Origin of the sequence: Actinoplanes derwentensis (assembly GCF_900104725.1) — a bacterium.
GTDB classification, from domain to species: Bacteria; Actinomycetota; Actinomycetes; order Mycobacteriales; family Micromonosporaceae; genus Actinoplanes; species Actinoplanes derwentensis.
In genome coordinates this window covers 10,120,701-10,145,656 of sequence record NZ_LT629758.1, presented here as the reverse complement: position 1 = coordinate 10,145,656, position 24,956 = coordinate 10,120,701, and the positions used below count along the sequence as shown (strand labels likewise).

The window sequence follows — 24,956 nt, the reverse complement described above, 5'->3', positions numbered from 1 at the left end:
GGTCATCTCTCCGGCTGAACGTCAGCCGAGGCGTGAACCGAGGTCCTGGTCGGTGGAGGCGAACGCCTCACCGACCGAGCGCACGTAGTTGCCGATGCCCTGCAGTCCCTGATTGACCTGGTCGAAGCCCTTGGCGAACTCATCGAAGAACGGCTGGAACCGCTGCTGGGCCGCCGGAGTGCGATAGCCCTGGGCGAGCAGGTTCTGCACCTTGCCGCGTACCTCGACCAGCTTGTCCTGCAGCTGGGAGAAGTCGTTGAGCAATGCGGCCGAGGTCTGGGCGGTCTCGTCGCTGTTGACGGCGAAATCGGGCATGATGATGCTCCTTGATCTGTTGAACGTGCTCCCCGGCCCTCGGCCGGCGAGTTGTCTACCTACGGGTCTTCTTGGTGAAGCCGGTGTCGTCTTCGTCGTCGAGGACGAACCCGTGTGTGATCTCGCTCGGAGCCGGCGGCTCTTCGCCCTGACGTTCTTCGATGGCATTGGCTGCCAGGTCGCCTGTCAGCCCGGAGCCTGCGGCTTTCACCGCCTGTGCCGCACGTTCCTCGATCGGGTCGTCACCGGTGCCGCCGGAGTCGGCATCCACTGCCTTGCCGGCGTCGGAGGCGTCCTGTCGGCCGGGTTCCGGGCGTGGGGCTTCCTGCCTTGTGGGAGCGCCAGCCGGTGCTGAAGGCAGGGGCGGCGGTGCAGTGGTCGGTGCGGCGCCCTGGGCCGTCTCGGCCGGAGACACCAGGGGGGTCGCGGTGGCAGGCCCATCGCCCGGCGTCGCGGACTCGGCCGGATTCTGGGCCGACGACACGGACGTGTCGCCGGCAGCCGAGGTCGGGTCAGCGGGTTCGGCTCGGGAGTCCGCCGAGCCCACGGCTGTTCCGTCTTCGGGTGCCGCTGTCGGGTCCAGCGCCTCGTCCCGGGTGTCGCCGGCAGGCTGACGCGACTCGGCCCCCGTGGTTTCCCGGACGGGCTCCACCGCCGGCTCGGGTTGTGCCGCCCCGGAGCCGTTCTCGGCCGGGCTGTCTACCGGTGGGCCGCTCCCCGCATCCGTCCTGAGGGCCGAGCCAGCCGCGGCCGCACCTGCGCCGCCCGGAACTGCGGAGGTCGCCGGTCCCCCGATGGGGTCGGGCGTTCCGGCGGGCGGAGCACCCGCCTCAGCGGCATTGCCGGAGGTCGCCACGGAGCCACGGTCAGCCGCCGGCCCAGGACCAGCCACCGCGCCAGGACCAGCCACCGGGGCGGTGCTCGATGCGTCGACCTCGGGCGATGCGGCAACACCCGTCGATCCAGAGTCCACGGTGGGCGTCGGATCCGACGGCCCGGGCGACGAGGCCGTACCCGCGGGACCGCCATCGGCTGTGGAAGGCGCCCCTGGACCGGAATCCGGGGAGACACCTGAGCCGGAGTTCTCCACGCTGGAGGCCGAGGGGCCGGTATCCACCGACGCGACGGAGGAGTCCGATGTATCCCCACCCCGTGTCGTTCCGACGTCGTCGTTCGGGCGCGCACCGAGGTCGAACCCATCGCCGGAGCCCTTCCGGAAACCGTCGAAGGCAGTTCCGAAGGCAGCGCCGGCCGCCGCCCCACCGGCGATCGAGGCGAGGTTGAATCCCTCGCTGTTCGGGTTGCCGACCCGGTTCAGGCCGACCGTAGCGACCTCCTGCACCACGCCCTTGCCGAACTCGGCCACGCCCTGCCGGCCGAGAGCCCCGGTGCGGCCACCGGACGTCAGCGCGCCCTTGATCAGGGTGTTGTTCCGGCCGATTTGTCCGAACGCCTGTGCGCCGCTGTTGACCGTCTTGACCAGGCCGGGAGCCACCGACTTCGCCCCGCGGACGATTGGGCCGAGCAGTTTCGCGCCGGGTACCAGGGTCACCAGGCCGACCAGGAGGGTGCCCAGCTCGAAGTTGCCGTTCGCGGCCTGGACCGCGACCGTCACCACCAGCGCGACCGCGGCGAGCACGATACCGACGACGGGCAGGACCACCCCGACGACGGCGATGACGATGTCGATGATCAGACGGAAGATCGGGTTGTTGCGGAAGAAGTCGCCGATGCGCTGGAAGAAGCGACGCCGGGGAGGCGGCTTGATCGCCTTGTCCGCGGCGTCGTCGAGCGCTGCCCGGCACCGGGCCGAGGCCGCCTCGCGCAGTCGGCGGGCGTCGGCGGCGAGTCGTTGCGCGGCCGAGAGCCGGGCCTTGGCTCCGGTGATCTCGTCGGCTGCCGCCCGTACCTCAGCGATCTGGTCCGGTGTGGCGTCGGTCGCCGCTCTCGGGGCTACCCGCCGGGTAGCCGGCACGGCCTCGAGGGCCTGATCCATCGCGGTGTCGATGCGGGTCTGCTGGTCACGCAGTACGCGGGCGTAGGTCCGGTAAGCCTGCGCCGCCGCGTCGAAGGAGTCGACCGTCTGCTGGAGCTTGCCCGGCAGCTTGCCGAGCATGTCCCGCAGCTTCTCCATGGACTCCCCGCGCGCCCGGGACAGCGAGCCGCCCCGGCCGAGGACCCGAACACCGGTCTGGGCGTCGTCTCGGATCTCCTCATAGAACCGGGCAAGCTCGTCGATCCGGTCCGGATCCCCGGGAGCCGGATCCTGGTCCATGCCGAGAATGTCGAACCCGGACGTATGGCGCCGGCTCACCGGGACTCCATCACGTTGTGCGCGACCGGCGACGACATCAACTCGGCCCGTAATGCCCGGACCGCGTAGTGCGCCCGCGACTTGACCGTGCCCGGAGGTATGCCGATCACACGGGCTGCCTCGATCACCGTGCTGCGCCGGTAATACAACTCGAACAGCACCACGCGCTGCTCCGCCGAGAGCCGGAGCAACGCGGGCATCAGCGCGACAGTGCTCACGACGGCATCCGCGTGGTCAGGGACCGGACGTTGCAGGCTGTCCCAGATCTCACCGGTAACCGGACGAGCCCGGCGTGCACGCATAAGGTCAACGGCCGCGTTGTGAGCCACCGTGTACAACCAGCTCCGGACCGACCCCTCCCTGCCGATCAGACTGTGCCGGTGACGCCACGCCTTCAGCAGTGTCTCCTGGTACACATCGTCGGCGACATTGTGGTTACGAGTCAGTCGCAGCAGGTAAGCATGAATCGGCTCCCCGTAGCGGGAGACCAACTCCAGGTAGGCGTGCTCAACGCTGGACTCCCCGGCCGGAGCGCACGCGACAGCGCTGCACTGCCGAACCGCCCGGCCCGGTACAGCGGAGCGCCTTCGCCGGGCCGCCGGACGCGGACGCTGCGGTACGTTCCGGGTTGGATGAGCGCCATCCGCGGCGAGACTTCGACCCCTGTTCACTGCGACGGTGCTCCCTCAGCTTCATTCTCAACAGTCCAGAACTCGCTCCAGCGTCGAGGAAAGGCCGTGCCGACACTTTTCGATTGTCTGAGGATTCTCTGAGGAAACCTCACCACAGGCGTTTTGTACCTAAATATTGACAATCGCCATGTATTTCGACTCCAATCGGACAGTTCTCCGCGGGTCGCCGCATGACGAGTGACCTGTACGATTACGCTCGTGCCCGGGGCGTCCTACCGTTTCGCAGGGTTCGAGCTTCACCCCCGCCTCTTCGAGCTCCGGTGCGCTGGTAAGCGGGTGCCGCTCGAGCCTCGAGCGTTCAACGTCCTCTTTCATCTGATCACGAACCGTGATCGAGTGGTGTCCAAGGAGGAACTCCTCGACTCGGTGTGGGGTGATCGCTTCGTCAGCGAGGCCTCGGTCACCACAGCGCTTCGTGCGGTTCGGGTGGCGATCGGTGACACCGGCAAGGAACAACGCCTGATCCGGACCGTGCACCGCCGTGGTTATCAGTTCATCGGCACGGTCGACCAGGCGACGGACGGTCTGGAGGCTGATCGCGAACTACCCCTGCCGGAGCGGTTGGCGATGCCGACGGGCCTGGGGTTCGCCGGCCGGGAGCACGAACGCACGGTACTAAAGCATCTATGGAAGCAGGTCGTCGCCTCGCAGCAGCGTCGACTCGCGTTGGTCAGCGGGGAAGCGGGGATCGGCAAGACGACGCTGTGTTCGGTGTTCGCAGCCTCGGCGCACCGGGATGCCACGGTGTTGTACGGGCGCTGCGACCAGGAACTGTCCGTCCCCTATCAGCCTTGGCGCGAGGTGCTGCTGAGCCTCTACCGGCATCTGCCCGATGCCGTCGCCGGCCACCAGGCGGCGATCGCACCGCTGCTGGGCGTAACCGAAGCGGCAGACCTCGATTCGGACTCGGCACGCTTCGCGCTCTACAGTTCGGTCGTCGGCGTCCTCGACGCCATTGCCGCGCGGGGAAAGCCCGCGCTGGTGATACTCGACGATCTACATTGGGCGGACGTGCAGACGCTCGCCCTGCTGCGCCATCTGGTCGAGAGGGCATTGGCCACGCCGGTTCTGGTGCTCGCGACGTTTCGGGACTCCGACATCGACGCGTCACATCCGCTGACCGGACTGCTGTCGGCGACTCATCGTGAGCCCGGCACCACCCGGCTGGCGTTGGACGGACTCGATGACAGCGAGCTGCTCCGTCTTCTGGAGGACGTAGCCGGCCACGAGATGGACCGCGACGGACTCGTGTTACGTGACCTGCTGCGGGCCGAGACCGAAGGCAACCCGTTCTTCGTCACCGAGATCCTGCGTCATCTCGGCGAGACAGGAGCGATCAGGCAACGCGCCGACGGCCGTTGGACAGCTCCGACCCGGCTGGGAAGCCACGGGTTACCCACCAGTGTGCGGGAGGTCGTCAGCAGCCGCGTCCAGCGACTCGGTCCCGAAACCCGCAGGGCACTCGACACGGCTTCGGTCGTCGGCCGTGACTTCGAACTCGATCTGCTTTCCGAACTGCTCGGCGAGGGCCCCCTCCAAACGCTGGGACGGCTCGAGCCCGCCGTCGCCAACGCACTCATCCTCGACGCCGGCGGCCGCTTCGCGTTCACCCACGCCATCGTCGCCCATGCCCTGTACACGCAGCTCAGCCCGACGGTACGCGCGTTCGGCCATCAGGCGGTCGCGGTGGCGCTGGAGCGACGATGCGGTGCCGATCCGGGCGAACGTGCAGGCGAGATCGCTCACCACTGGATCCACGCCGTCACCCCGTACAACCGCGGAAAGGCCGCACAGTACGCCCAGTCGGCGGGCGACTATGCGCTGTCCCACCTCGCGCCGGACGAAGCCGTCACCTGGTACCGCCAGGCCCTCGACTTCCTTCTCGACGATGACCCGGCGCAGCGCTGCGAAATCCTGGTCGGCCTCGGGACCGCCCAACGCCAGATCGGCGACCCGGCGCATCGCGAAACACTTCTCGGAGCAGGTCGCCTCGCCGCCGAGTTGCACCACGGCGATCTGCTCGTCCGTGCGGCGCTTGCCAACAATCGCGGCGACGTCAGCGTGTTCGGATCGATCGACGACGAGCGGGTCGAGGTCCTGCGCCGGGCGATAGCGGTACGACCCGGCGGGCCCGACGGTGCTCTCCTTCATGCGATTCTCGCCATCGAGCTGCACGGCGCACCCGAGGAACAGGTCGAGCCGGTGGCTACCCGGGCAATAGCGCTCGCCCGTGAGGTCGGCGAGGCCCGCATCATCGCGGAAGTGGTGAGCCTTGCCCAGAGCGCACTGCGCACTCCCGACGTCCTCAGGCCGCGGGCACGATTGCTGCCCGAAGGTCTCGCCGCCGCGGAAACCACCGGCGACGCGCGGCTGCGCGGCATACTCGCGATGTCCCAGCACGAGATCGAACTTCAGCTCGGTGATCGCGACGCCATGGACCGGGAGAGGCTGATTCTGGGCTCTTTCGCAGCGAACAGCCCGGAACCGTTCGTCCGCTGGACCACCTCTCAAACCGACTCTCTGCACCTGTTCCTGGACGGCGACCTGGAAGGGGCCGAGTCCGTCGCCACGGCTGGCTTCGAGCTCGGTGCCGCCACCGGGCAACCGGAGGCGTTCTTCGGCTTCGCCGGCCAGATGTTTCAGATCCGCCGAGCCCAGGACCGCCTCACCGAAACGGTCGATGCCCTCGAACAGGTCGTTCAGGAGAACCCGGGGCTGCTGGTCTTCCACGCCGCCCTCGCCTACGTATGGTGCGAACTCGGAAGAAAAACGGAGGCCCGGGCGCTCGCCGAGGCCTTCGACGCCTCAGACGGCGGCGCACCTCAGTTCTGGTCCACGGCCCTGATGCTGTGGGCCGATGTCTGCCATACGCTTGCCTTGCCCGAGCCCGCCGCCCGGATCCTGCCAGTCCTCAGCCGATGGCAGGAGCAGGTCGCCAGCACCGGCGCCACCACCGAGGGCTCCATCGCCTACGGACTGGGCCGCACACTCGCAACCCTTGGCCGGAAGCAGGAGGCGGCCGCCGCCTACGAACTCGCCCTCACCGTCAACCGCCGGCTACGAGCGCCTCTGTTCGTTACCCGCACACAGCTCGCCTATGCGGAGGCCCTCTCCGGAGCCGCGCCCGGCAGGGCACGCGCCATGGCGGCCGAAGCACACAGAACCGCAGCGCGATTCGGCTTCGTGCTGGTCCAACGACACGTCGCCCGGCTCCTGGAACAACTCTCCTGAGGTCGAACTCCCTCGGATCAGACTCCGGACCGGCGGCGCCGGACAGATGCTTTCGGTGGCGAGCCCACCGCGCAGACCGACGAGGAACCGCAGGCTGGCACGAACACCGGCGACATGTCCCACCGTCAGCAGGTGCCGCGCACAAGCCAACGCCCGTGCCGACCCGCGTGGCCCTGGGGGGCGGCTGTCCACCGGTGCAGCGATGGAGTACGGTCAATCTCAGGTGTGCCGGGAAGTCTGGTCGGCGGTCATATCCACACGACCCCGAAAAGGACTTCCCGATGAGCCAGTCGGCGCTGCGCGCAAGAAACCTCACCAAACGATACGGCTCCCTGACCGCCCTCGACGACCTGACGCTCGACGTGCCGGCCGGGGAGGTGTTCGGTTTCCTCGGCCCGAACGGCGCCGGTAAATCCACCACCATCCGGCTGCTGCTCGGCCTGGCGCGCCCTACCGCGGGGCAGGCGTGGATCTTCGACATCGAGGCCGCCGACGTCGTCCGGGCACACCGCCTGCTGGCGTACGTGCCCGCCGACGTCGCGCTGTGGCCGCAGCTGACCGGTACGGAGATCCTGCACCTGCAGGCACAGACCGGTCCCGGCACCGACCTGGCCTATCGGGCCGAGTTGGTCGAACGGTTCGCGCTGGACCCGTCGAAACCGGCCCGGACCTATTCGACCGGCAACCGGCAGAAGGTGGCGCTGATCGCGGCGTTCGCCACCCGGGCGCCACTGCTGGTGCTCGACGAACCGACCAGCGGCCTGGACCCGCTGATGGAACGCGAGTTCCGCACCGCCGTCGGGCAGGCCCGTGACCGTGGGCAGACCGTGTTCCTCAGCTCCCACCAGCTCGCCGAGGTCGATGCGGTCTGCGACCGGGTCGGAATTCTTCGTACCGGCCGGCTCGCCGAGGTCGCCACCATCGACCGCCTCCGCGGCCTGCACCGCTCCGAGGTGACCGTCACCTACACCGGCGCCACGCCACGGTTGTCCGCGATCCCCGGCGTCGAGACGGTCGAGGCGACCGGCGACGGCCGGCTGCGATTCACCCTCACCGGTGCGCCCACTGCCGCACTGCAAGCGCTCGCCGCCGCGGACGTCACCGCCCTCACGGTCCGCGAGCCGAGCCTCGAGGAGATCTTCCTGGACTTCTACGGGACGGAGTCGGCCCGATGAGCATCGCCGCGGTCTCCCCCACCGCCGCTGTACGGCAGACCGCGTCCGCCCCGGGCCGCGCGGTCACCCGGCTGGCGGTCCGGCAGGTACGCCGGGGTGGACTCATCGTCGTGGCCCTGAGCGGTGGCGTGACAGCGCTGGTCGCGGCCACCTACGCCCAGGTGATGGCCGATCCCGCGGCGGTCGGGAGCTTGCAGGCACTCGCCGGGAACCCCGCCATCCGGACGCTGTTCGGTCCACCCGTCGGACTGGACACGGCGGGCGGATTCACCGTGTGGCGGGTCGGCACGTTCCTCACCGTACTGCTGGCGGCGTGGTCGGTTCTGGCCACCACCCGCGTCACGCGCGGCGAGGAGGATGCCGGCCGGTGGGACATGCTGCTGGCCGGGATCATTCCCCTGCGCGCGGTGCTGATCCGCCACTTAGCGGCCGTCGCCGCTGTGCCGGTCGCCGCCGGTGCGGCGATCACCGTCATCCTGCTGGCGTCGGGAACCGCCGCGCCGGGAGCTGTGGTCCACGGCGCCGGAACAGCTCTGCTCGGCGTGTTCTTCGTCGCGGTCGCCGCGCTGGCCGCACAGGTGTTCCCGAGTCGCACGCCGGCGACCGGCTCCGCGATCGTAGTCCTCGGGGTCGGTCTGCTGGCCCGCATGATCGGCGACGGCGTCACCGAACTGGGCTGGCTTCGATGGCTGTCGCCGTTCGGTCTGCTCGCCCTCAGCGGCCCCTACGTCCAGGACCGTGTCGTTCCACTCATGCTTCTGCTCGTCGCGGCCGCGGTCCTTGCCGTAGGTGCTTTGGCGGTCGCCGGCCGGCGGGAGGTGCGTGAGGGTCTGGTCGCGGCGAGTCCGGCCCGGCGTCCACGGCTCGGGCTCCTCGGCAGCGTGGAGGCGTTCGCGGTGCGCCGGGTGCTGCGGCCGCTGACCGGCTGGACTATCGGGATCGGCGCCTACTACCTGCTCATCGGCCTGACCGCCGTGTCGATCACCGGATTCCTCGCCGACAACCCGGCGCTGGCCGGCCAGGCCGGCCAGGCCGGGTTCGCCGAACTGGGCAGCATCGCCGGGATCTCCGCGACCCTGTTCGCCATCCTCGCCATGCCCGCCAGCGGTTTCGCCGCCGTACGGATGGGCGCTTTCGTCGCCGCTGAAACGGACCGGCGGCTGGTGATGCTGGCCGCCGCACCGATCAGCCGGAACCGGCTGATCGGTGCGGACATCGCGGCTACCGCCGGCGCCGCCGTCGTCCTGGTGACCGCAGCCGGTTTGGCGACCTGGGCCGGTGTCGCCGTGACCGGCGGCGACTTCAGCCCGGGCGAGGCGCTGACCGGGGTGTGGAACGTCCTGCCGATCGTGGGTCTGAGCCTCGGCACCGCCGTCTTCGCCACCGGCTGGGCGCCCCGCTGGGCCGGTGTCGTCGGTGCGCTTCCCGCCACCGGCGGATTCCTGCTGTTGGTCATCGCCGACAGCATCGCCGCACCAGGGTGGGTGCGTGACCTGTCGCCGTACGCGCACCTCGCGCCCGTGCCGCTCGCCGACACCGACTGGACCGCGACGACGGTGATGCTCGGTATCGCCGCCGTGCTGACCGTCGCCGGCCTGGCCGGGTACCAGCGGCGGGATCTGCGGTCATGAGCGAACCGAACCAGACCCGCCGTCTCCTGCTGCGACACCGCCGAGCCGCCAGCGCCCTCGGTTGCCTCTGCTCAGCACTCGCCGCCTCGATCCTGGCGGTGCCCATGCCGTACTACACGATCTTCGCTGTCGTCACGCTGACCGTCGTCGCCATCGTTCATTCTCCGCCGACACGCCGACAACCGAGCACGAAGTGGTCGTGCCGCGGGCCGGGAAACCGACGTCCCGCGGAAGGACCGCCCCGCGGCAGGCATGGCACATCGACGGGAGACGTTCGATGAAGGTCCTGGTGTTGACGCTGGGCACTCGCGGCGACGTACAACCATTCGTAGCACTGGCCCAACAACTGGGGCAACGCGGCCATGAGGCAGTGGTGGCGGCTCCCCACCGTTTCACCAGCCTGGTCGAAGGCCACGGAGTGACATTCGCAGGTATCGACGACGGCCCGCTGCGGCTACTCGACACCGGAACGGCGGTCGGTGATGTCGCCACCGGTGGCATCGGCGCGAAACTGGCACTGATACGGCGGATGCCGGCGATGTTCACACGGGTACTCGACGACTGCTGGCAGGCGGCCTCGACCGGACCCGGCGCGCGCGCCGACATCATCGTGCACAACGGTCAGGTCATGGCCGGGCAGCACATCGCGGAGAAGCTGGACATCCCGGCGGTTCTGGCTCTACCGATGCCGATGTACGTCCCTACCCGGGAGTTCCCGTGGCCCGGTCAACAACTGCCGTCGTGGCTGCCCGCGCCGGTCAACCGTCTCACCTATGCGGGGATGAAAGCCCCGGCGCTGATGTTCGGCCGCACGGTGGATCGGTGGCGGTCCGGGCTCGGCCTGCCGCGCCGACGGAGCCGGCACGATCCGTCGCGACGCCCGGACGGGACACCGGCATCGGTGCTGCACGCAGTGAGCCCGGCGGTCATACCGCGTCCGGCTGACTGGCCGCCGACGGCCCACATCACGGGCTACTGGTTCGTCGACACCACCGCCACCGCACACATCGCTGCTCCTGACGGCCCGCACCTGACCGGCGGTGACGGCCAGCCGGTGGTCTTCGTCGGGTTCGGGAGCATGGCGGGACCGGATCCGAAAGCCACGACCGAGCAGGTGGTGCAGGCATTGCGAATGGCCCGCGTACACGGCATCCTCGCCGGCGGCTGGGGCGGACTCCAGCAGACCCCGGGTCCGGACACGTTCCTGGCCGGGGACGTACCCCACGAGACGGTGTTCCCCCGATCAGCGGTGATCGTGCACCACGGCGGAGCAGGAACCACCGCCGCCGCGGTCCGCGCAGGCCGGCCGCAGGTGGTGTGCCCGTTCGTCGCCGACCAGCCGTTCTGGGGCTCCAGGATGCACCAGTTGGGCGTCGCGCCGGAGCCGATCAATCTGCGGCACCTGACCGTGCCGAGGCTGGCCGCCGCCATCCGCCAAGCTATCGACGACCCGGCGATGATCACCGCCGCTCGCCGGCTCGGCGAGCAGGTTCGAGCCGAGAACGGGGTCGCGACAGCAGCGGCCATGCTGGAACAGCTCGCCGGCGAACACCGGTGAACCCGGGGCCTCAAACATGGCCCGGTGACGTATCAGCAGTGTCCCCGCCACCGCGCCACCGATGATCGTCAGACGTCACCGGTGGCGGACCTCGAAAGGCGCCCCGAACTGTTCAGGTGCCCTCGGGCCGGATCACTGCCGGCTGCTGGTACACGTCCGGGATGTCGTCGCGGTCGGCGTCGGCGGTCTCCGCCTCGTGGATACGCCGGTAAGTGCGGTTACGCAGCCGCAGGATCACCGTTGCCAGCAGCGCAGCTCCCAGCGAGCCGGCCAGCACCGCGACCTTCACGTGATCGTCCCGGTCGCTACCGGCACCGAATGCCAGCTCCCCGATCAGCAGCGACACCGTGAACCCGATACCGGCCAGCACCGCCAGACCGAGCACGTCGATCCACGCGAACCCGGCATCCATCTTCGCCCGAGTGAACCGGGTGACCAGCCACGTCGCCGCGGTGATACCCACCGGCTTACCGACGATCAACCCGACCACGATGCCGACCGCCACCGGGTCGGTCAGGGCCGAACCCAGACCGTCGACGCCGCCGACCGCCACCCCGGCCGACATGAACGCGAACACCGGCACGGCCACCCCGGCGGAGATCGGCCGGAACCGATGCTCGAAATGTTCCGCCAGCCCCGGGCTGGCCTCCGCGCCACCGGCTTGACTGCTGCGAAGTACCGGCACAGCGAACCTCTGGCATGTTCCGAACGTGGCCACCGTGATACCGACGGCGAACGCGGCCAGGAACATACGTTGGCGTGGGTTGCCTGCCCGACGGCCAGCACCGACAGCCCGACGGCGAGACCGGTGAGCACCCGGAGACCGAGGAGGCGGCGAAGAACCCGCTGCGTTTCAGCAGGATCGCCGCGACCACACCGATGATCAGGCCCACCGACAGTTCCACGGCCGGCTCGCCCAGATGCAGTCGTCGGAGCCGGCGGCGACGGCCAGGGAGGAACAGGGCCGCGGTGGACAGGATGGCCCGCCCGGTGATGGCCGACACCAGGACCGCCGGGAGAAGAACACTGGCGATGGCGAGCAGCATCAACAGAACCCCGGCCGTGAGCAGGGAGGACAGTTGCCGGCCAGACTTCCCGGCGCACCGTTGGAACCCTGCCGCCACCGGCTGACCCGGGCTATGACGCGGGACGCCACACCTGGAAGCCGAGCGTTTCGATGGACCTGACCACCGCCACCAGGCAGGCGAAGTCGACCGGCTTGGTCGCGTAGCCCTGAACTGGCAGGAACTCCGCCCGGAGAATCCGTTCAGCCGCCGGCGAGTCGGTCAGCAGGATGACCGGAACGTTGCGGGTCGCCGGCCGGGCACGCAGATGGCGCAGCACCACCCGCCCGTCACGACCAGGAAGGTTGACGTCCAGCAAGACCAGGTCTGGAACGGCCGGCTCCGTGAATGGCAGATCGCCGTCGAGGTACGCGAGGGCACGTGGAGCGTCGTGCACCACCTGGACCCGGTTGACGAGCCGGTGATCGCCGAATTCCTCACGCATCAGCAGGGCCTCTGCGGGGTCGTCCTGCACGATCAGTATCTCGACGTATTCGCTGCCGCGGCTCACTCCCCCTCCTCTCCTGACACGTTCGCCGTACCGAAGGAATCGTAAGGATGACCTGATCCCCGTCAGCCGCCACACCGTTCCGAGCCACACCGCTCAGCCACCATCGTGAACAGGGATAACGCGTTTGTCGGGCGTTACCTGACGCCGTTCAGGCGGGCCGTGCAGCCGTCAGATGTCATGAGACTGTCATGAGTGGCCGCGGACGGCGCACGACATGCGATCGACATGGTTCCGAGTAGATATCGTCAAGTCCGGCGGTCAAGATCGTTGCCGAGCTGAACACTCCTTATGTACGTGTGGGGGTGCCAGCTGCCAGGAACCCCCACACGATTCTCCCGAGAAGCAGGGTCAGGGCCACTTCATACGTGACGATCAGAATCGGGTCTGCACCTGCCGGTGCCTTCGGTGAGGGTGCGTTTCTTTCTGAGGGAGATCTTCGGAAAGGCCCTGGCCAGCAACGATGCCGATCCGGCAGCGAGCCGAACCACCTGGCGCCATCTACGAGCGCCGCTTACGACGCTGGCCAGCGGAGATGTCGAGCCACCGTCATGATCACCAGTTCGTAGCTCACTCCAAAAGAAACGCACCCCTTCGGTGAACGCCTCGATCCGGTCGTCTCGCATGAGCCGGCCGCACGGGGCGGCCGACGAGCCGTAGGCGGTTTCTCAGCATCAGCAGGTCGCCGATCACCTCGATGGCGGCCGGGCTGCGTGCTTGTAGGCCCAGCCGCTTCCGAAGAGGTGATGATCGACGTGGTGCCGCCGCGACGCAGTAGTGCCACATTCTCCGGCGCCCGTACCGCCACGGTGATCGTGGCGCTGCCGTTGAGTTCCCCGACATCGACCAGCCGGGCCGGACGTGACACCGGCACGATGTCACCGCAACCGGTCGTGGACAGGAGTAACAGGCGGCTGACGTTCCGCTTGCGGGGACGCCGGGTCACCGTCTGTCTAGGACTCGATCAGGTCGGGGCCGGCGTTTTCGGGTCGTCGATGACCGGGAACGCCTCGCCGAGTTCGGCAGCGGCGAGAATGCGTCGGACGAACAAGGACGGTGCCATCAGCTGGACCCTCTGGCCACGGCGTTGCGCGACGCGGCCGGCCCGGACCAGGACGCTCAGGGCGGCACCGTCGATCAGGGTGACATCAGCCAGGTCAACGAGCATGTCACCGCCGCGTTCGACGCCGACGGTGAGGCAGTCCTGCAGCATGTCGATCGTCGCCAGGTCGAGGTCACCGTGCAGTTCCACCACGGTCCCGTTGATCCGTGGAATCACCCGGCCAAAAACGTCTTCCGCTGGTGTCGCGCCTATGCCCGTCATGTCGTCCTCCCTCGGCCTTCGTGACGATGTCCGGCTCTCACCAGCCTCGTATACGACTTTGACGAACGAGCGCCGAAAGGATCACAGTGCGCCGACGTTCGCTGGCTGCTCACCGCTTGTACGAGCCCGGCAGAAGCATCCGCTGGCGGAGCCGCTGGCACATCGCTGTGGCCGCGCCAGGTAGGAGTCGGTGCTGACGTCTGCCCCCGGACGGGACGGCTCGTCATGGTGCAGTTAGTCTCCGGCACCTGCGGAACCCGGACGTTGCGGTGGTTGTTCCGCCGTCGATACTGGCCGGCGGGGATCGGTGCCGGCGGCCGGGATCGTGCAGACACCGCCAACGCGGATGGAGGAATCGATGAGTCTTGCCTATCTGCCCAGCCCGTCGCAGGGGGTCTGGCATCTGGGCCCGTTCCCGATCAGGGCGTACGCACTATGCATCCTGGTAGGCATCGTGGTGGCGGTGCTGATCACTCAGCGACGCTGGGTCGCGCGATCCGGTAGAGCGGAGGATGTCCTCGACGTCGCGGCGTGGGCGGTGCCGTTCGGCATCATCGGGGGCCGCCTGTATCACGTGATCACCGACCCGCAGCTGTATTTTGCGCCGGGCCGGAACCCCGTCGCAGCCCTGTACATCTGGCAAGGCGGTCTCGGAATCTGGGGAGCCGTCGCGCTCGGCGCCGTCGGCACCTGGATCGGCTGCCGCCGGCGCGGCATCTCGCTGGCCGCGTTCGCCGGCGCGGTGGCCCCCGGCCTGGTTCTTGCCCAAGCCATCGGCAGATGGGGCAACTACTTCAACCAGGAACTCTTCGGCGGCCCCACCAACCTGCCCTGGGCGCTGCTCATCGATCCCGGCAACCGTCCCGAGACCACCCCCGACATCTCCCTCTACCACCCGACATTCCTGTACGAGTCGCTGTGGTGCGTCGGCGTGTTCTTCCTGCTCATCTGGGCAGAGAAACGATTCCGGCTCACCGGCGGCCGCCTGTTCGCGCTGTACATCGCCGCCTACACCCTGGGACGGGCCTGGATCGAGTCCTTGCGGGTCGACGACGTCAACCACATCCTGGGTCTGCGACTCAACGTGTGGACCTCGATCATCGTGTTCCTCACCGCCGTGAGCTTCCTGATCGCCACTCGCCGACCTGGGCAACCAGGCCCTGATGCGCCGGCCCCGGCCGCCGACGAGAAACCACATCAGCGAAAGCGAAGCCGACCTCAGCCGTTAGCAGCGAGAGCCCGCGGAGGTCGTCCCTATCTGCCGGGTCCACGGGACTAACTAACCGGCGAGTCATCGCCTGGCCTGGCAAAGCCCTGTATCTGTAATCGATGGTCTCTTCCCTCGTCGCGCGCCCCTCGATGTGTGACCGAGGGGCGCGGATGAGGCTCCGATCAGAGTCGGACGGTCCGGCTGGTCGCTGAACCGATCGCGTCGGTGGCTACGACCAGGACGCGGTACTTCTGCCTGATGGCCAGCCTGCTGACCGTGGTGCTCGCCGTCGCGCGGTAGATCTTGATCGTCTTCCATGTCTTACCGGAGAGACGCTGGATCCGGACGGTCTGCCCGACCGCGCCCGTGATCTTCACGCGCATCGCCGTCTTGCTGTGGCAGGTGGCGCTCACCGCAGCACTGGCCCGGAACGTCGACGCTGCCTAGGTCACGGCGGTACTGGTGGTAGTGGCGGGCACCTTGAGGTAGACCGAGTAGCGGCCCTTGACCGTATAGGCGTCGCTGGTCACCGCCCCGCCGGCCGACGTGGTTCGCATCTTGCAGCCGGCCGGGTCACAGACCTGGACGGTCTTACCTGCCCAGGCCTTGCCGCCGGCCTTCACCGTGAAGACGACTCGGACCTTGGTGCCGTAGCGGACCGTCTGTGCCTTCACGTTTGCGGTCACCACCGGCTTCACCAACGGTGGGGCCGGCGCGGTCGGGGTGGGCGAGGGCGGAGCCGGGGGCACAGTGGGGGCTGGCGAAGCCGGCGTGGGGGTGGGGGATGCGCTGGGCGGCTGGGCTGGCGTTTCGGCAGGGGTGCTCGGGGCAGGCGCCGGTGCTGTGGTGGTCGGTGGCGGCGCCACCGTGGTGGGCGGCGGGCTGCTCGATGCCGGAATGCTCTGTTGCGGAGCGTCCGGGGCTGACGGGTCGGTCGACGGTGCCGGGTCGGTGGTGGCCGGGATGATCGCGGCCAGTGCGGCGGCGGCATCCACCCGGCCGTACCCGTAGTCACTGTCCTTGCCGGTGGTTCCCAGGTCGACCGCGGAGATCTGCATGGCCTGCTGGACCTGGTCGGGCGTCAGCGCACCGTCGTAGCCCTTGAGCAGTGCGGCGAGGGCAGCGACGTGCGGGGCAGCCATCGAGGTGCCGCTCATGGACACGTAGGCGCTGCCCGACGCCTGCGGGTAGGTGCTGATGATGGCGCTGCCCGGGGCTGCGACGTCGATGTAGTCGCCTCGGTTGGAGAAGCCGCTGTACACGTCACCGGAGGTGGTCGAGGCGACCGCGATGACTCCGTCGTCGGCGGCCGGGTACGAGGTGGGGCTGCCGTTCGCGCGGCTGTTGCCGGCGGCGGCGACCACGACGACGCCTTTGCTGCGGGCGTACGTGATCGCGGTGCTGACCGCGCCGCTGGATTCGGTGCCGCCCAACGACATGTTGATCACCTGAGCGCCGTGGTCGGCGGCGTAGACGATGCCGGTCGCGGTGTCGGACATGTAGCCGGAGCCGTCGGCGTCCAGCGCCCGGATCGGCAGGATCTTTGCGTGCGGGGCGACTGCGGTGACGCCTGTGCTGTTGCCGGTCACCGCGGCGATGGTGCCGGCCACGTGGGTGCCGTGCCCGTTCGGGTCGGTGCTGGCACCTTCGGTGCCGGCAATCAGGTCGATGCCGGGCAGGACCTGACCGGCCAAGTCCGGATGCCCGGCGTCGACGCCGGTGTCGATCACCGCGACGGTGATATCGGCGCCGGTGGAGGCCTGCCAGGCCTGAGCCACGTTCATGGTCGCCAACGACCACTGCTGGCTGCGGTAGACGTCGGTGCCGGTAGGCGCGTCGAGGGCGGTCACCGGCGCGTCGAGCTCGACACCGATCGCCCCCGGCGCCTGCTGACCGGCCTCGACCGCGGTGATGGCGGCGGCCCGGTCGCTGACCTGCCGGACGGTGACGACCGGCCGGCCGGCAGCGTCACGGGCGGTGCTGAGCACGCGCACCGGCCGCTGCGCGGAGACGATCTGCGGTACCAGCCGCTCCGCGTTCTCGGTGAGCCCGTACGTGACAGGCTCCCAGCTCGTGGTGCCCGACGGCAGCGCGAACGCGGCGACGGCAGCCAGCACACCCGTCGCCAGAGCACCAACGGCGTAACGGCGCATGTGAACCTTCACTCTCGCTGTGCCTTCCAGTCATCGTCGAGACCTCAATGTCGGCAGGCCACCACGATCGGCAAGACGATCACGAGTTGCAGATGAGTTGCCGCGCAACCGGTGGGACCAGCGGTACGCCGATCCCGCTGCCCTGGGCTACTCCGCGCGGGCACCAGCGACGTGATCGGGGCGGTAAGACCGCGATCGCGGTCAGGGTGGCGCGAAGCGATGCGAGGATCTCGCTGCCGGCGGCACTCCCGAAACGGTCAATGCCAGCGACGCTCACATCAGCTCGCGGCCTGTTCGCCCCTTCCGGCCGCGTTCTTTCGGCACTTCGAGCCCGCCGACGTCCCGTAACCCGTCGCGAGCTCCGGTGTGGCGCCGACCGGCAACGGGGCCGGGTGGCCGGGTGGCGGCCGCAGTGATCCGGCGCCCGCCGAGATGCTCGTGGCGTCGTACCACCACGGTGCGGCTGGAGCGGCCTCAGTGCCACGACCGGCGCGCCAAAGCCGTTGACAGCTGAACCCGCGGCATTCTCCAGTTCGGCCACACCGGCGCATCCATGGCGCACGCGCCGATTCACCGATATCCGGGCGGGGTGGCCGCTACACAACCGACCCGCAAGCAGGCCGAACCAGAGGACCTGGAATGTTGGCCTCCCCGGACCCAAGGAACCCTTCTCCTGCGTACCCGCCACGTCGCCGGGCGGGACACACCCGCGGTTCGAGGTCGGTGAAAGTCATCTGGCATCGCCGGTGGCACGTCGGGCAGGATCGGCTCATGGCCGGTCAGGACAGTGGTAAGATGGTTCGCCCGGTTCGGGCGCTATCGGACGACCTGCCCCGCCGAAGCCACCAACTGCGTAACAGCAGCGGGTGGGGGAACGACTGCGCGGTGGTCGCGGCGAAGTCACTGTCACTCCGGCTGGCCTACGAGTGGAAGATCGTCGCGTTGATGATCAACAAGTCGGCGGCGGGGGTAATGGTGGCCACGGCCCGACGAGCACGACGTGTCGTCAATGTCGCGCGGCGCGGGCGACGAGCACGGTGGCGAGGATGACCATGGCCGCGAGGCCGGCGTAGAGACCCCAGCCGACCTGCTGGATGAGCCCGTCAATCCGAATCAGCACCAGATCGTCTCGGACGATGTCTCCGACGTTGCGGGACTCGGCGTCGGCTGCAGACCAGCCCATTCCGCCGCCCGTGTCCAGTGGCGAGAGGCGCATCCACGTCACGGCAGTGACCACGACGGCACCCGCAGCGAGACCGGCGGCGAACCAGCGTAGTGCGGCCCCATATTGACCCGGGCGTAGCCCGGCCAGGCCCACTCCGGTCGCGAGCATGCAGGCGGTCGCCGCTGCCGCCCACCAGGTGGACGACTCCCAGGCGGTCGCCGAATTCGTAGCCCAGCCGTCCCCGTCCGCCCAGCCGGTGCGGAACCACGGCAGCAGGCTGGCACCGAGAACCAGCAGGCCTGCGAGGACGAGCGGCCAGCCTCGACGCATCAGCTCCACACAAAGGAGATATCCCTTTTCGCGCACAATGTCAACAATAGAAATCTATAGATGTTTTTGGCAGGCTGGCACTCGCATCAAGCAACGTCGACGCGGCTACGGGGGCAGCGGCGATGGTGGCACGTGCGCGCCTCACCATGCCCTCGTTCTCGCACGAGAGGAGCATGGGTGAGAAGACTTCGATCCCGGTGCGCGGCTTTGCTCGCCGCGGTCGTGGCCGGCAGCGGTGTGATTCTGGGAGGCACCTCAGCGCAAGCGGCAGTGCCGGCGCCGGATCCGGTCGCCATCGGGCAGGCCGAGGAGAGTGATCTGCAGGTACTGGCGACCGACGCGGATACCGCCGGCACCCAGGTGAAGATCCGCACGTTCAAGAGTGGACTGCCCGCAGCGGTGAAATCCCAGCGGTGGACGTTCGAGGTCGTCGTGGCGGGCAGCCGGCCGACGTACCGGATCAAGCACCTCTCCTCCGGGCTGTGCCTGCAGGAGGCGGCGGCGCGGGACGGCGCCGATGTCGTGCTCGCCGCGTGCGGCACCGGCAACAACCAGCGGTGGACGAACGGTACCGCGCAGTCCTGGTCACCGGCCGGGTTTGACCTGCGTAACAAGGCCGACGGGCGTTGCCTTGACCTGTACGCCAGTGCGGACGGCCAACCGGCCACCATGTGGACCTGCGCCACGGTCTATACCACCCAGTTCTGGCGGGTTCGCACCGGCGGGTTCGACTGCGGTTTCCGGTCCGAGACCGGGTTCTGTGTGACCAACCAGCCGCCGGTGCACGGCGTGATGCTCAACTTCCGCCAGCAGCCGGTGTCGTTCAACGGGCCGCCGTCGGACCCGGAGTGGGGTTCCGGGTACAACGAGATGTCCAACCAGGTCAACTGGGATCCGCTGGACTCGAGTAACGGCAACCCCGGCTTCGACTATGCCGAGATGGGCTGGCGTGGGGCGTACACCTCGGACACCGGTAGCACGGCGCACGGCGCGTACTGGCTGGAGGTCGGCGTCGTGGACGAGCAGTCGACGCAGGAGTTCCATGCCATCGTGCGGCCGGACTCGACCCTGGCCGACGGCTCGATGCACACCTGGATGAGTCTCGGCAACGACGCCGGCGAGTGGGACGTCTTCTACGACTTCAACCACGTGGGTACGACCCGCTTCGCGGCCGGCAACCGCACCCGCGACCTTGAGTACGGGCTGTTCACCCAGTATGCCGAGTACGCCTCGCTGGCCACTCCCTTCGAGAACCGGCTGCAGCTGCTGGACGGTAACGATGTGTGGCACCGGCCGGCTCTGGGCCAGGTGTCCGGCTTCCCGGCCAACATCTGTGGGCTGCCCGATCCGTTTTCGCTGGAGATGGGTGAGACGAACACGCCGCCGTACTGCTTCACCTCCTCGGTGGCGGCGCGGGCCACCGGCGAGGTCGACCGGGTGACGCTCGGTAAGCCGGCGCCCGGCTCGCTGGCCGCCGCGTCGCCCACGCCGGTCGCGGTCGCCCGCACCGTCCACAACGGTGTAGACCAGAAAGCTCTGGCCGGCTGCCTGGGTGAGGACCCCGCCCGCTGCCTGGAGACCGTCCCCGGCCTGGCCGAGTGTGTCGCCGCCCGCGGGCAGTGCAACGCGTTGCCCGCGCGGGCCGGCACAGCCGCCCAGCGCCGCACGCCGATCACCCCGGTCAAGGCCCGGGAACTGGCAGCCGCCGACCTGCGCGCCAAGACCCTCGGCAGCCGGGTCGCCACGCTGACCGCTGACCGGCTCAGCCGCAGCGGCGTCAAGCTCGACGGCACCGCGGCCGACACCCAGATCCACGTCGTCACCGGTGGCACTGTCGTCGAGGGCCTCGGCAAAGGGTCTGATCGCACCTACCCGGGCTACACGATGGCCTATGACGCCGCCGACGGCCGCCTGCTCTACGCCTGCCTCGGCGCGACCTGCCCCCGGAAGGATCTCTCGTGAGAAGGACACTAGCGGCTCTGATGACCGCCGCGATCGCGGTGCTCGCCACGGCCACCCCGGCCACCGCCGCTGTCCCCCGGCCTGATCCGGGCGGCTGGATGGTGACGAAGTCCTCCGGCGGCACGCCTACACCCACCAATGCGGCACCGCAGACCAGCAGCGCGCTGCCCGCCGCCCTGCCGCAGGACGACGTCAAACGCATCTGCCGAAACGAGCACGCCGCACAAGCCTCGACCCAGCAGGGCTGGATGATGGACCGGTTCAACCGGTGCCACATCGGTCACCGCAAAGTCGAGCTGCGGTGCAAGGGCTGCACCACGGTCATCGCCAGCGTCGAGTTCGACTACACGCTGGTCGGGATCGCACAGAACGGCAGCCGCACGGTCGACTTCTACCTGAGCTTCGACAACTGGACGCCGCTCGGTGGCGCCGAGCGGGAGACCACACCGATGCGGATCAGCCTGACCGGCTGCGGGACCCTGATCACCTGCAACCCCTCCCGCGCCGAGGTCACCCAGCCGCTCGGGCAATGGGCCGCCGTGCCGAACATGTGGGTCACCATGACATCACCGGACAACACCGGCATCGGCGCCGACTTCCGAGCGTCGGCGCTCGTCCGGCTCGGGATGGCGATCCTCCCGGTGAACCCGCAGATCGACCCGTGGATCGAGAACGACATGACCACTGCCGACATCCGGTTCGACTCGGCCGGTGCGGTAGCCGGCAAGCACCACGGCGCGGTCTTCTCCGACATGATCCCCACATACGATCTGGCGGCGATCGCCCGAGCCGACAACTGGGAGTCCGGCGTCGAGGAGTCGATCCAGCACATCGACGACGCGTTGCACCACCCGGTACGTACCTGGCCCTCCTTCCTCGGCAAGGCCCCGCCCGGCGAGTACCGGCCGTCGGCCGGCGCCAACCAGCGGCCGCTGCATCGTCTGGTCGACAGCAGCCTGCAGAACACCAACCGGGAGTGGGCCCGCAAGGTCTGTGTCGACGTCTGGGGTGAGGGGTCGGCAACACCGAACCTGAACTGCGACGAGTACCCGATGGCGTCGACCCGCGAGGGCGCCTACACCGGCAGCGGTGGGGCCGACGGCAACAGCAACGGCTGGCAGACCTGGCACGGTTCGGCCCGGTTGATCGGCGAGGTCGACAACCAAGACTCCGGCCGACTCTACCTGAACAACGGCTTCTACCAGCCGCAGCGCATCATCGACGGAGACGCGTTCTTCGTCGCGATCACTAGATGACACCGCGGCGCCGGCGGCCCAAAGGGCCGCCGGCGCCGTCCCAAGAGAGGTTTCACCGATGAGTACGTCAGCCGAAGCCGTGGTCGACACCGCGAACGGCGTGATTCTGGTACGCGACACCGGCATCGACACCCGCGCCGACCAGCGGGCGGCGGCCGAGGCCAGCCGGATCCCGGGTGGCCGCGGTCGCGGCCGCATGATCGCTGCGGCCGGCACGGTGCTGCAGATTCGCTGCGCCCACCAACTGGCCCGTCCCAGGATCCGTCTTGAGGCCCACCCCAACGAGGGTCCTTACCGTCTGACCGTTCTGAGCGGGCGCATCGGCGTCGACACCGGCGACGGCATCACCTGTGAACTGCCGCTGTCTCCCGGTACCTACCGCGTCATGGTCGAACACGACGGCCGAGACGAGGTACAGGCCGCCGCCCGCCAGGTAGAAGCACAAACCCAGTACGCCGACGCCACCACAACCCACTCCGGCTGGCGCAGCCTCGACGGAATCGAACGCTTTCGAGTGCTCCTGCACGTCGAATGAGCCCTCGCGGCGAGCTGATCCAACCGTCAGGGCATAAGGCCGCAGGGTTGGTGGGCAGTACGACAGCTACTCGTCAAGCGCCGCAATGAGGCCGGCGAGAAGGGTCTCGATGAGGCTCTCTTCGTATGCGGCGACCCCGTTGGGACCCATTATCTGCTGCAAGGTTGGGGCACCGCGGTGTGGGTTGCAGAGCGTCGCCACCGCGGCTGCGCACCAGGCGACTGCCACCAAGCAGCGACAGGATGCCCGCATCCGCCGTACGCCTATGGCCTATGCCAGGCCATGCTCGGTGCACGCTGACGCAACTCGGTCGCTGTATGCGCCGACTTCGACCAACAGTGCTGACTGACGCCGCCCAAGAAACGGCGAGTTCCTCGTCCGGTCGCCCTCCACTCCGCCGCCCGCCATGGGTGCATCAGCCGACCGGCGGTACTACCGCGGACAACCTGGGACAACCGCAGCCAACTTCCGCGCCCTGCCACCAACCGCGATCATGGATTCACCGGCCCCGGAAGGACCGGCCAACCCAGCCAAGATCACCGTACGGGCGTTCGTGTCATCGAGGTGTCGTGATCATCCATATAGGAGGATGCTGTGCATCGACGTTCTGCATCACCGACAAGGAGACCCGTCACGTCGAGATTCGATCACTCAAGCCACGAACGCCCTGCTCAACCAAGATCCCCGACAGCGAGGTCGACACAGAGGGAAGGCTTAAGAGCTGTCGAGTGCGAGCAGGCCGCGAAGATCGGCCGGGATCCCGAGGTAAACCGTACGCGCGTACGTGCAAAAATGCGTGTCACGCCGCCGCGAATGCATCGATGTCCGTACATGCAAAAGGCCAGCTACGCTGGCCTTTTGTTCTGTCGGGCTGACAGGATTTGAACCTGCGACCCCTTGACCCCCAGGGGCTATATAACGATTGGGTTAAGTAACATCAACTTGTGCCATTCTGTACGCAGATCAGGACAGAACGACATCGCTGTGCCGTCCGATTTCAACCAATCCCGGAGAAGTTGATCAAAGCTGTGACCAGGCATGTGACCACGCACAGTCAAGTGCGGTGCCTGCCGTTCGGTCCAAGGAAGAATTCCGGAGAGAGGAATCCAGTCGTGCGCTGCCGAATATGCTGACCATTCCCGCGCTGGCAAGAAATTGCGGGTTCGAGTCTGCTCAGGACGCGGGAACCGGGTTGGCGCCTCGGCCACTTGACAGCCCATGAGAAGCGCACCCCTCCCCCACCACGTTTGGGCGAAGCGATACAAATCGAGCCCGTCCTACGAAATAGCATATCGCCATTCAGGCCTACCGGTCATCTTCACGGCCTCTTCTTGGCCATCAACGTGGCCATCACCGGGTACCACTGTCAAGGGCGAAGCCGTGCTGAAGTCAGTTCTGCCAGGCGGACGCTCGGGTGCGGTGACCAGCTCGGCGATCCGGTCGCCGGCTTGCCGGCGCCGGGTGGCGCTGACCTTTGCGTAGTAGCGCATAAGCGTGGCCGGATCATGGCCGAGCCTCTCGGCGACCTCATGGATGCCGTAGCCGGTGTCGAGCAGATTCGACGCAAGCATGTGCCGGATCTGATGCGGGCCCAGCGGCCTGACCTTCGCGGCGACGGCGAGCTGGTTGAACCGGTCGGTGAGATTGTCCGGCCGCATCGGCTGACCCGTCCGCCCGGTGAACAGATACCGCGACGCCGACCCCGACGCCATCGCCTCAAGCATCCCCAGGGTCACCGCATCCAGAACCAGCGTCCGGAAGCCGTTGTGCGACTTCGGTGGCTTCACCCGTGTCCGGCTGCCAGGATTCTCGACCACGATCTGCCGCCGCACGGTCAGCGTGCCCTGATCGGGTTCCAGATCACCGCACCGCAGACCACACAACTCGCCACGCCGCAGCCCGGACACCAGCAGCAGCCGCCACATCGGGTACAGGCGATCCTCGACGACATGCTCGCCGAACCGGCGGGCCTCGGCCAGCGTCCACACCAGCCGCTCGTCGTCGCTCTCCCGCGGCTTACGTGTTCCCAACCGGCGGCCGAGTTGTTCCTCGAACGCCTTGGACAAAACCAGGTCCAGGGTCCGCAGACTGGTACGGGAGTAGCCCGCCGCTTCCAGGTCGCGGTAAGCGTTCTCCACCATCCGAGCACTGAGCCGCGACGCCCGCACCCGGCCCACATACGGGTAGATCAGATTGAGCAGCCACATGTAGTTGTAGCGGGTGTTGGGTTCAAGCTCCTGCTCACGGGCGAGCAGCCAGCCCTCACAGATGGCCCGCATCGTGTCACTCGGCCGCGGCTTCGGATGCCGCGCATCCCGCTGCCGGCACAGCCGGTCGTACACGACCTTCGCGGCCTTCACCGTCACGAACCCGGACCGCCGCGCCTGCATACGGATCCCGCTGCTGTCGTTGCCCAGCTCCAGACGGAACCCGAACAACCCGGTGACCGGATCTTGAAAGATGGGACTGGTCTCGGGCATAGCCCGCACCTCGACTCCAATAACGGCCCCTCCAAAGAGGAGGAGCGTTCACC

Annotated in this window: 18 protein-coding genes; 8 read left to right on the top strand and 10 right to left on the bottom strand. The window is 68.3% G+C overall.

The window, feature by feature from the left end; genetic code table 11:
• Positions 1-21: 21 nt before the first annotated feature.
• The 3 genes from BLU81_RS45345 to BLU81_RS45335 are packed head-to-tail and all read right to left on the bottom strand — an operon-like array spanning position 22 to position 3,300.
• Complete coding sequence (locus BLU81_RS45345) at positions 22-315, bottom strand: WXG100 family type VII secretion target (RefSeq protein WP_092555671.1); 294 nt, start codon at positions 313-315, stop codon at positions 22-24.
• A gap of 55 nt (positions 316-370) precedes the next feature.
• A complete protein-coding gene (locus BLU81_RS45340) occupies positions 371-2,629 on the bottom strand; it encodes a hypothetical protein (protein ID WP_157752058.1) in 2,259 nt (752 codons plus the stop codon).
• Complete coding sequence (locus BLU81_RS45335) at positions 2,626-3,300, bottom strand: sigma-70 family RNA polymerase sigma factor (protein ID WP_092555667.1); 675 nt, start codon at positions 3,298-3,300, stop codon at positions 2,626-2,628. Before BLU81_RS45335 ends, BLU81_RS45340 begins: the two co-directional genes overlap by 4 nt.
• A 297-nt stretch (positions 3,301-3,597) precedes the next feature.
• On the opposite strand from BLU81_RS45335, the gene BLU81_RS45330 reads away from it, so the two are divergent.
• The 4 genes from BLU81_RS45330 to BLU81_RS45315 all read left to right on the top strand — a co-directional run bounded on the left by BLU81_RS45330 (position 3,598) and on the right by BLU81_RS45315 (position 10,916).
• Positions 3,598-6,552: an AAA family ATPase gene (locus tag BLU81_RS45330; protein ID WP_197686057.1), complete on the top strand. Its 2,955-nt coding sequence runs from the start codon at positions 3,598-3,600 to the stop codon at positions 6,550-6,552.
• Between the two features lie 281 nt (positions 6,553-6,833).
• On the top strand, positions 6,834-7,727 hold the full coding sequence (locus tag BLU81_RS45325) for an ABC transporter ATP-binding protein (protein ID WP_092555663.1): 894 nt from the start codon (positions 6,834-6,836) through the stop codon (positions 7,725-7,727).
• Positions 7,724-9,358 (top strand): ABC transporter permease, encoded by a 1,635-nt coding sequence (locus BLU81_RS45320; protein WP_092555661.1) that lies wholly within the window; start codon positions 7,724-7,726, stop codon positions 9,356-9,358. The genes BLU81_RS45325 and BLU81_RS45320 overlap by 4 nt, the downstream gene beginning before the upstream one ends.
• 277 nt (positions 9,359-9,635) lie before the next feature.
• Positions 9,636-10,916 carry a glycosyltransferase gene (locus BLU81_RS45315; RefSeq protein ID WP_092555659.1) on the top strand — a complete coding sequence of 427 codons (1,281 nt, stop codon included), beginning with the start codon at positions 9,636-9,638 and terminating at the stop codon, positions 10,914-10,916.
• Between the two features lie 112 nt (positions 10,917-11,028).
• On the opposite strand, the gene BLU81_RS45310 is transcribed toward BLU81_RS45315, so the two are convergent.
• The 3 genes from BLU81_RS45310 to BLU81_RS45295 all read right to left on the bottom strand — a co-directional run bounded on the left by BLU81_RS45310 (position 11,029) and on the right by BLU81_RS45295 (position 13,812).
• Positions 11,029-11,667, bottom strand: coding sequence for a Na+/H+ antiporter NhaA (locus tag BLU81_RS45310; RefSeq protein WP_373873374.1), 639 nt, complete (start codon positions 11,665-11,667; stop codon positions 11,029-11,031).
• 386 nt (positions 11,668-12,053) lie between these two features.
• On the bottom strand, positions 12,054-12,491 hold the full coding sequence (locus BLU81_RS45300) for a response regulator (protein ID WP_197686056.1): 438 nt from the start codon (positions 12,489-12,491) through the stop codon (positions 12,054-12,056).
• Between the two features lie 961 nt (positions 12,492-13,452).
• Positions 13,453-13,812, bottom strand: a complete 360-nt coding sequence (locus tag BLU81_RS45295) for an STAS domain-containing protein (RefSeq protein ID WP_092555655.1) — start codon at positions 13,810-13,812, stop codon at positions 13,453-13,455.
• A 358-nt stretch (positions 13,813-14,170) separates the two neighbouring features.
• Here BLU81_RS45295 and lgt point away from each other — a divergent pair, with 358 nt between their 5' ends.
• A complete protein-coding gene (lgt, locus tag BLU81_RS45290) occupies positions 14,171-15,091 on the top strand; it encodes a prolipoprotein diacylglyceryl transferase (RefSeq protein ID WP_092558581.1) in 921 nt (306 codons plus the stop codon).
• Positions 15,092-15,204: 113 nt separating this feature from the next.
• Here the strand turns inward: lgt and BLU81_RS45285 are convergent, their stop codons facing one another.
• The 3 genes from BLU81_RS45285 to BLU81_RS45275 form a co-directional block, all read right to left on the bottom strand.
• On the bottom strand, positions 15,205-15,405 hold the full coding sequence (locus tag BLU81_RS45285) for a hypothetical protein (protein WP_157752056.1): 201 nt from the start codon (positions 15,403-15,405) through the stop codon (positions 15,205-15,207).
• 60 nt (positions 15,406-15,465) lie between these two features.
• Positions 15,466-17,175, bottom strand: a complete 1,710-nt coding sequence (locus tag BLU81_RS45280; protein ID WP_092555651.1) for a S8 family serine peptidase — start codon at positions 17,173-17,175, stop codon at positions 15,466-15,468.
• 1,006 nt (positions 17,176-18,181) lie between these two features.
• Positions 18,182-18,679 carry a hypothetical protein gene (locus BLU81_RS45275; RefSeq protein ID WP_092555649.1) on the bottom strand — a complete coding sequence of 166 codons (498 nt, stop codon included), beginning with the start codon at positions 18,677-18,679 and terminating at the stop codon, positions 18,182-18,184.
• Positions 18,680-18,847: 168 nt separating this feature from the next.
• Between BLU81_RS45275 and BLU81_RS45270 the strand changes: the two genes are divergently transcribed.
• The 3 genes from BLU81_RS45270 to BLU81_RS45260 are packed head-to-tail and all read left to right on the top strand — an operon-like array spanning position 18,848 to position 22,423.
• Complete coding sequence (locus BLU81_RS45270) at positions 18,848-20,632, top strand: RICIN domain-containing protein (RefSeq protein WP_197686055.1); 1,785 nt, start codon at positions 18,848-18,850, stop codon at positions 20,630-20,632.
• Complete coding sequence (locus BLU81_RS45265) at positions 20,629-21,888, top strand: NucA/NucB deoxyribonuclease domain-containing protein (RefSeq protein ID WP_157752054.1); 1,260 nt, start codon at positions 20,629-20,631, stop codon at positions 21,886-21,888. The genes BLU81_RS45270 and BLU81_RS45265 overlap by 4 nt, the downstream gene beginning before the upstream one ends.
• Positions 21,889-21,946: 58 nt before the next feature.
• Entirely contained in the window at positions 21,947-22,423 is a 477-nt protein-coding gene (locus BLU81_RS45260) for a hypothetical protein (protein WP_157752053.1), read from the top strand.
• Between the two features lie 1,277 nt (positions 22,424-23,700).
• On the opposite strand, the gene BLU81_RS45255 is transcribed toward BLU81_RS45260, so the two are convergent.
• Positions 23,701-24,903 carry a tyrosine-type recombinase/integrase gene (locus tag BLU81_RS45255; protein WP_092555641.1) on the bottom strand — a complete coding sequence of 401 codons (1,203 nt, stop codon included), beginning with the start codon at positions 24,901-24,903 and terminating at the stop codon, positions 23,701-23,703.
• Positions 24,904-24,956: the final 53 nt, after the last annotated feature.

Coding starts and splice junctions, on each gene's coding strand:
- BLU81_RS45345 (WP_092555671.1), bottom strand. CDS start 315: ATGCCCGATTTCGCCGTCAACAGCGACGAGACCGCCCAGACCTCGGCC.
- BLU81_RS45325 (WP_092555663.1), top strand. CDS start 6,834: ATGAGCCAGTCGGCGCTGCGCGCAAGAAACCTCACCAAACGATACGGC.
- BLU81_RS45320 (WP_092555661.1), top strand. CDS start 7,724: ATGAGCATCGCCGCGGTCTCCCCCACCGCCGCTGTACGGCAGACCGCG.
- BLU81_RS45315 (WP_092555659.1), top strand. CDS start 9,636: ATGAAGGTCCTGGTGTTGACGCTGGGCACTCGCGGCGACGTACAACCA.
- BLU81_RS45310 (WP_373873374.1), bottom strand. CDS start 11,667: ATGTTCCTGGCCGCGTTCGCCGTCGGTATCACGGTGGCCACGTTCGGA.
- BLU81_RS45295 (WP_092555655.1), bottom strand. CDS start 13,812: ATGACGGGCATAGGCGCGACACCAGCGGAAGACGTTTTTGGCCGGGTG.
- lgt (WP_092558581.1), top strand. CDS start 14,171: ATGAGTCTTGCCTATCTGCCCAGCCCGTCGCAGGGGGTCTGGCATCTG.
- BLU81_RS45285 (WP_157752056.1), bottom strand. CDS start 15,405: ATGCGCGTGAAGATCACGGGCGCGGTCGGGCAGACCGTCCGGATCCAG.
- BLU81_RS45280 (WP_092555651.1), bottom strand. CDS start 17,175: ATGCGCCGTTACGCCGTTGGTGCTCTGGCGACGGGTGTGCTGGCTGCC.
- BLU81_RS45260 (WP_157752053.1), top strand. CDS start 21,947: ATGAGTACGTCAGCCGAAGCCGTGGTCGACACCGCGAACGGCGTGATT.
- BLU81_RS45255 (WP_092555641.1), bottom strand. CDS start 24,903: ATGCCCGAGACCAGTCCCATCTTTCAAGATCCGGTCACCGGGTTGTTC.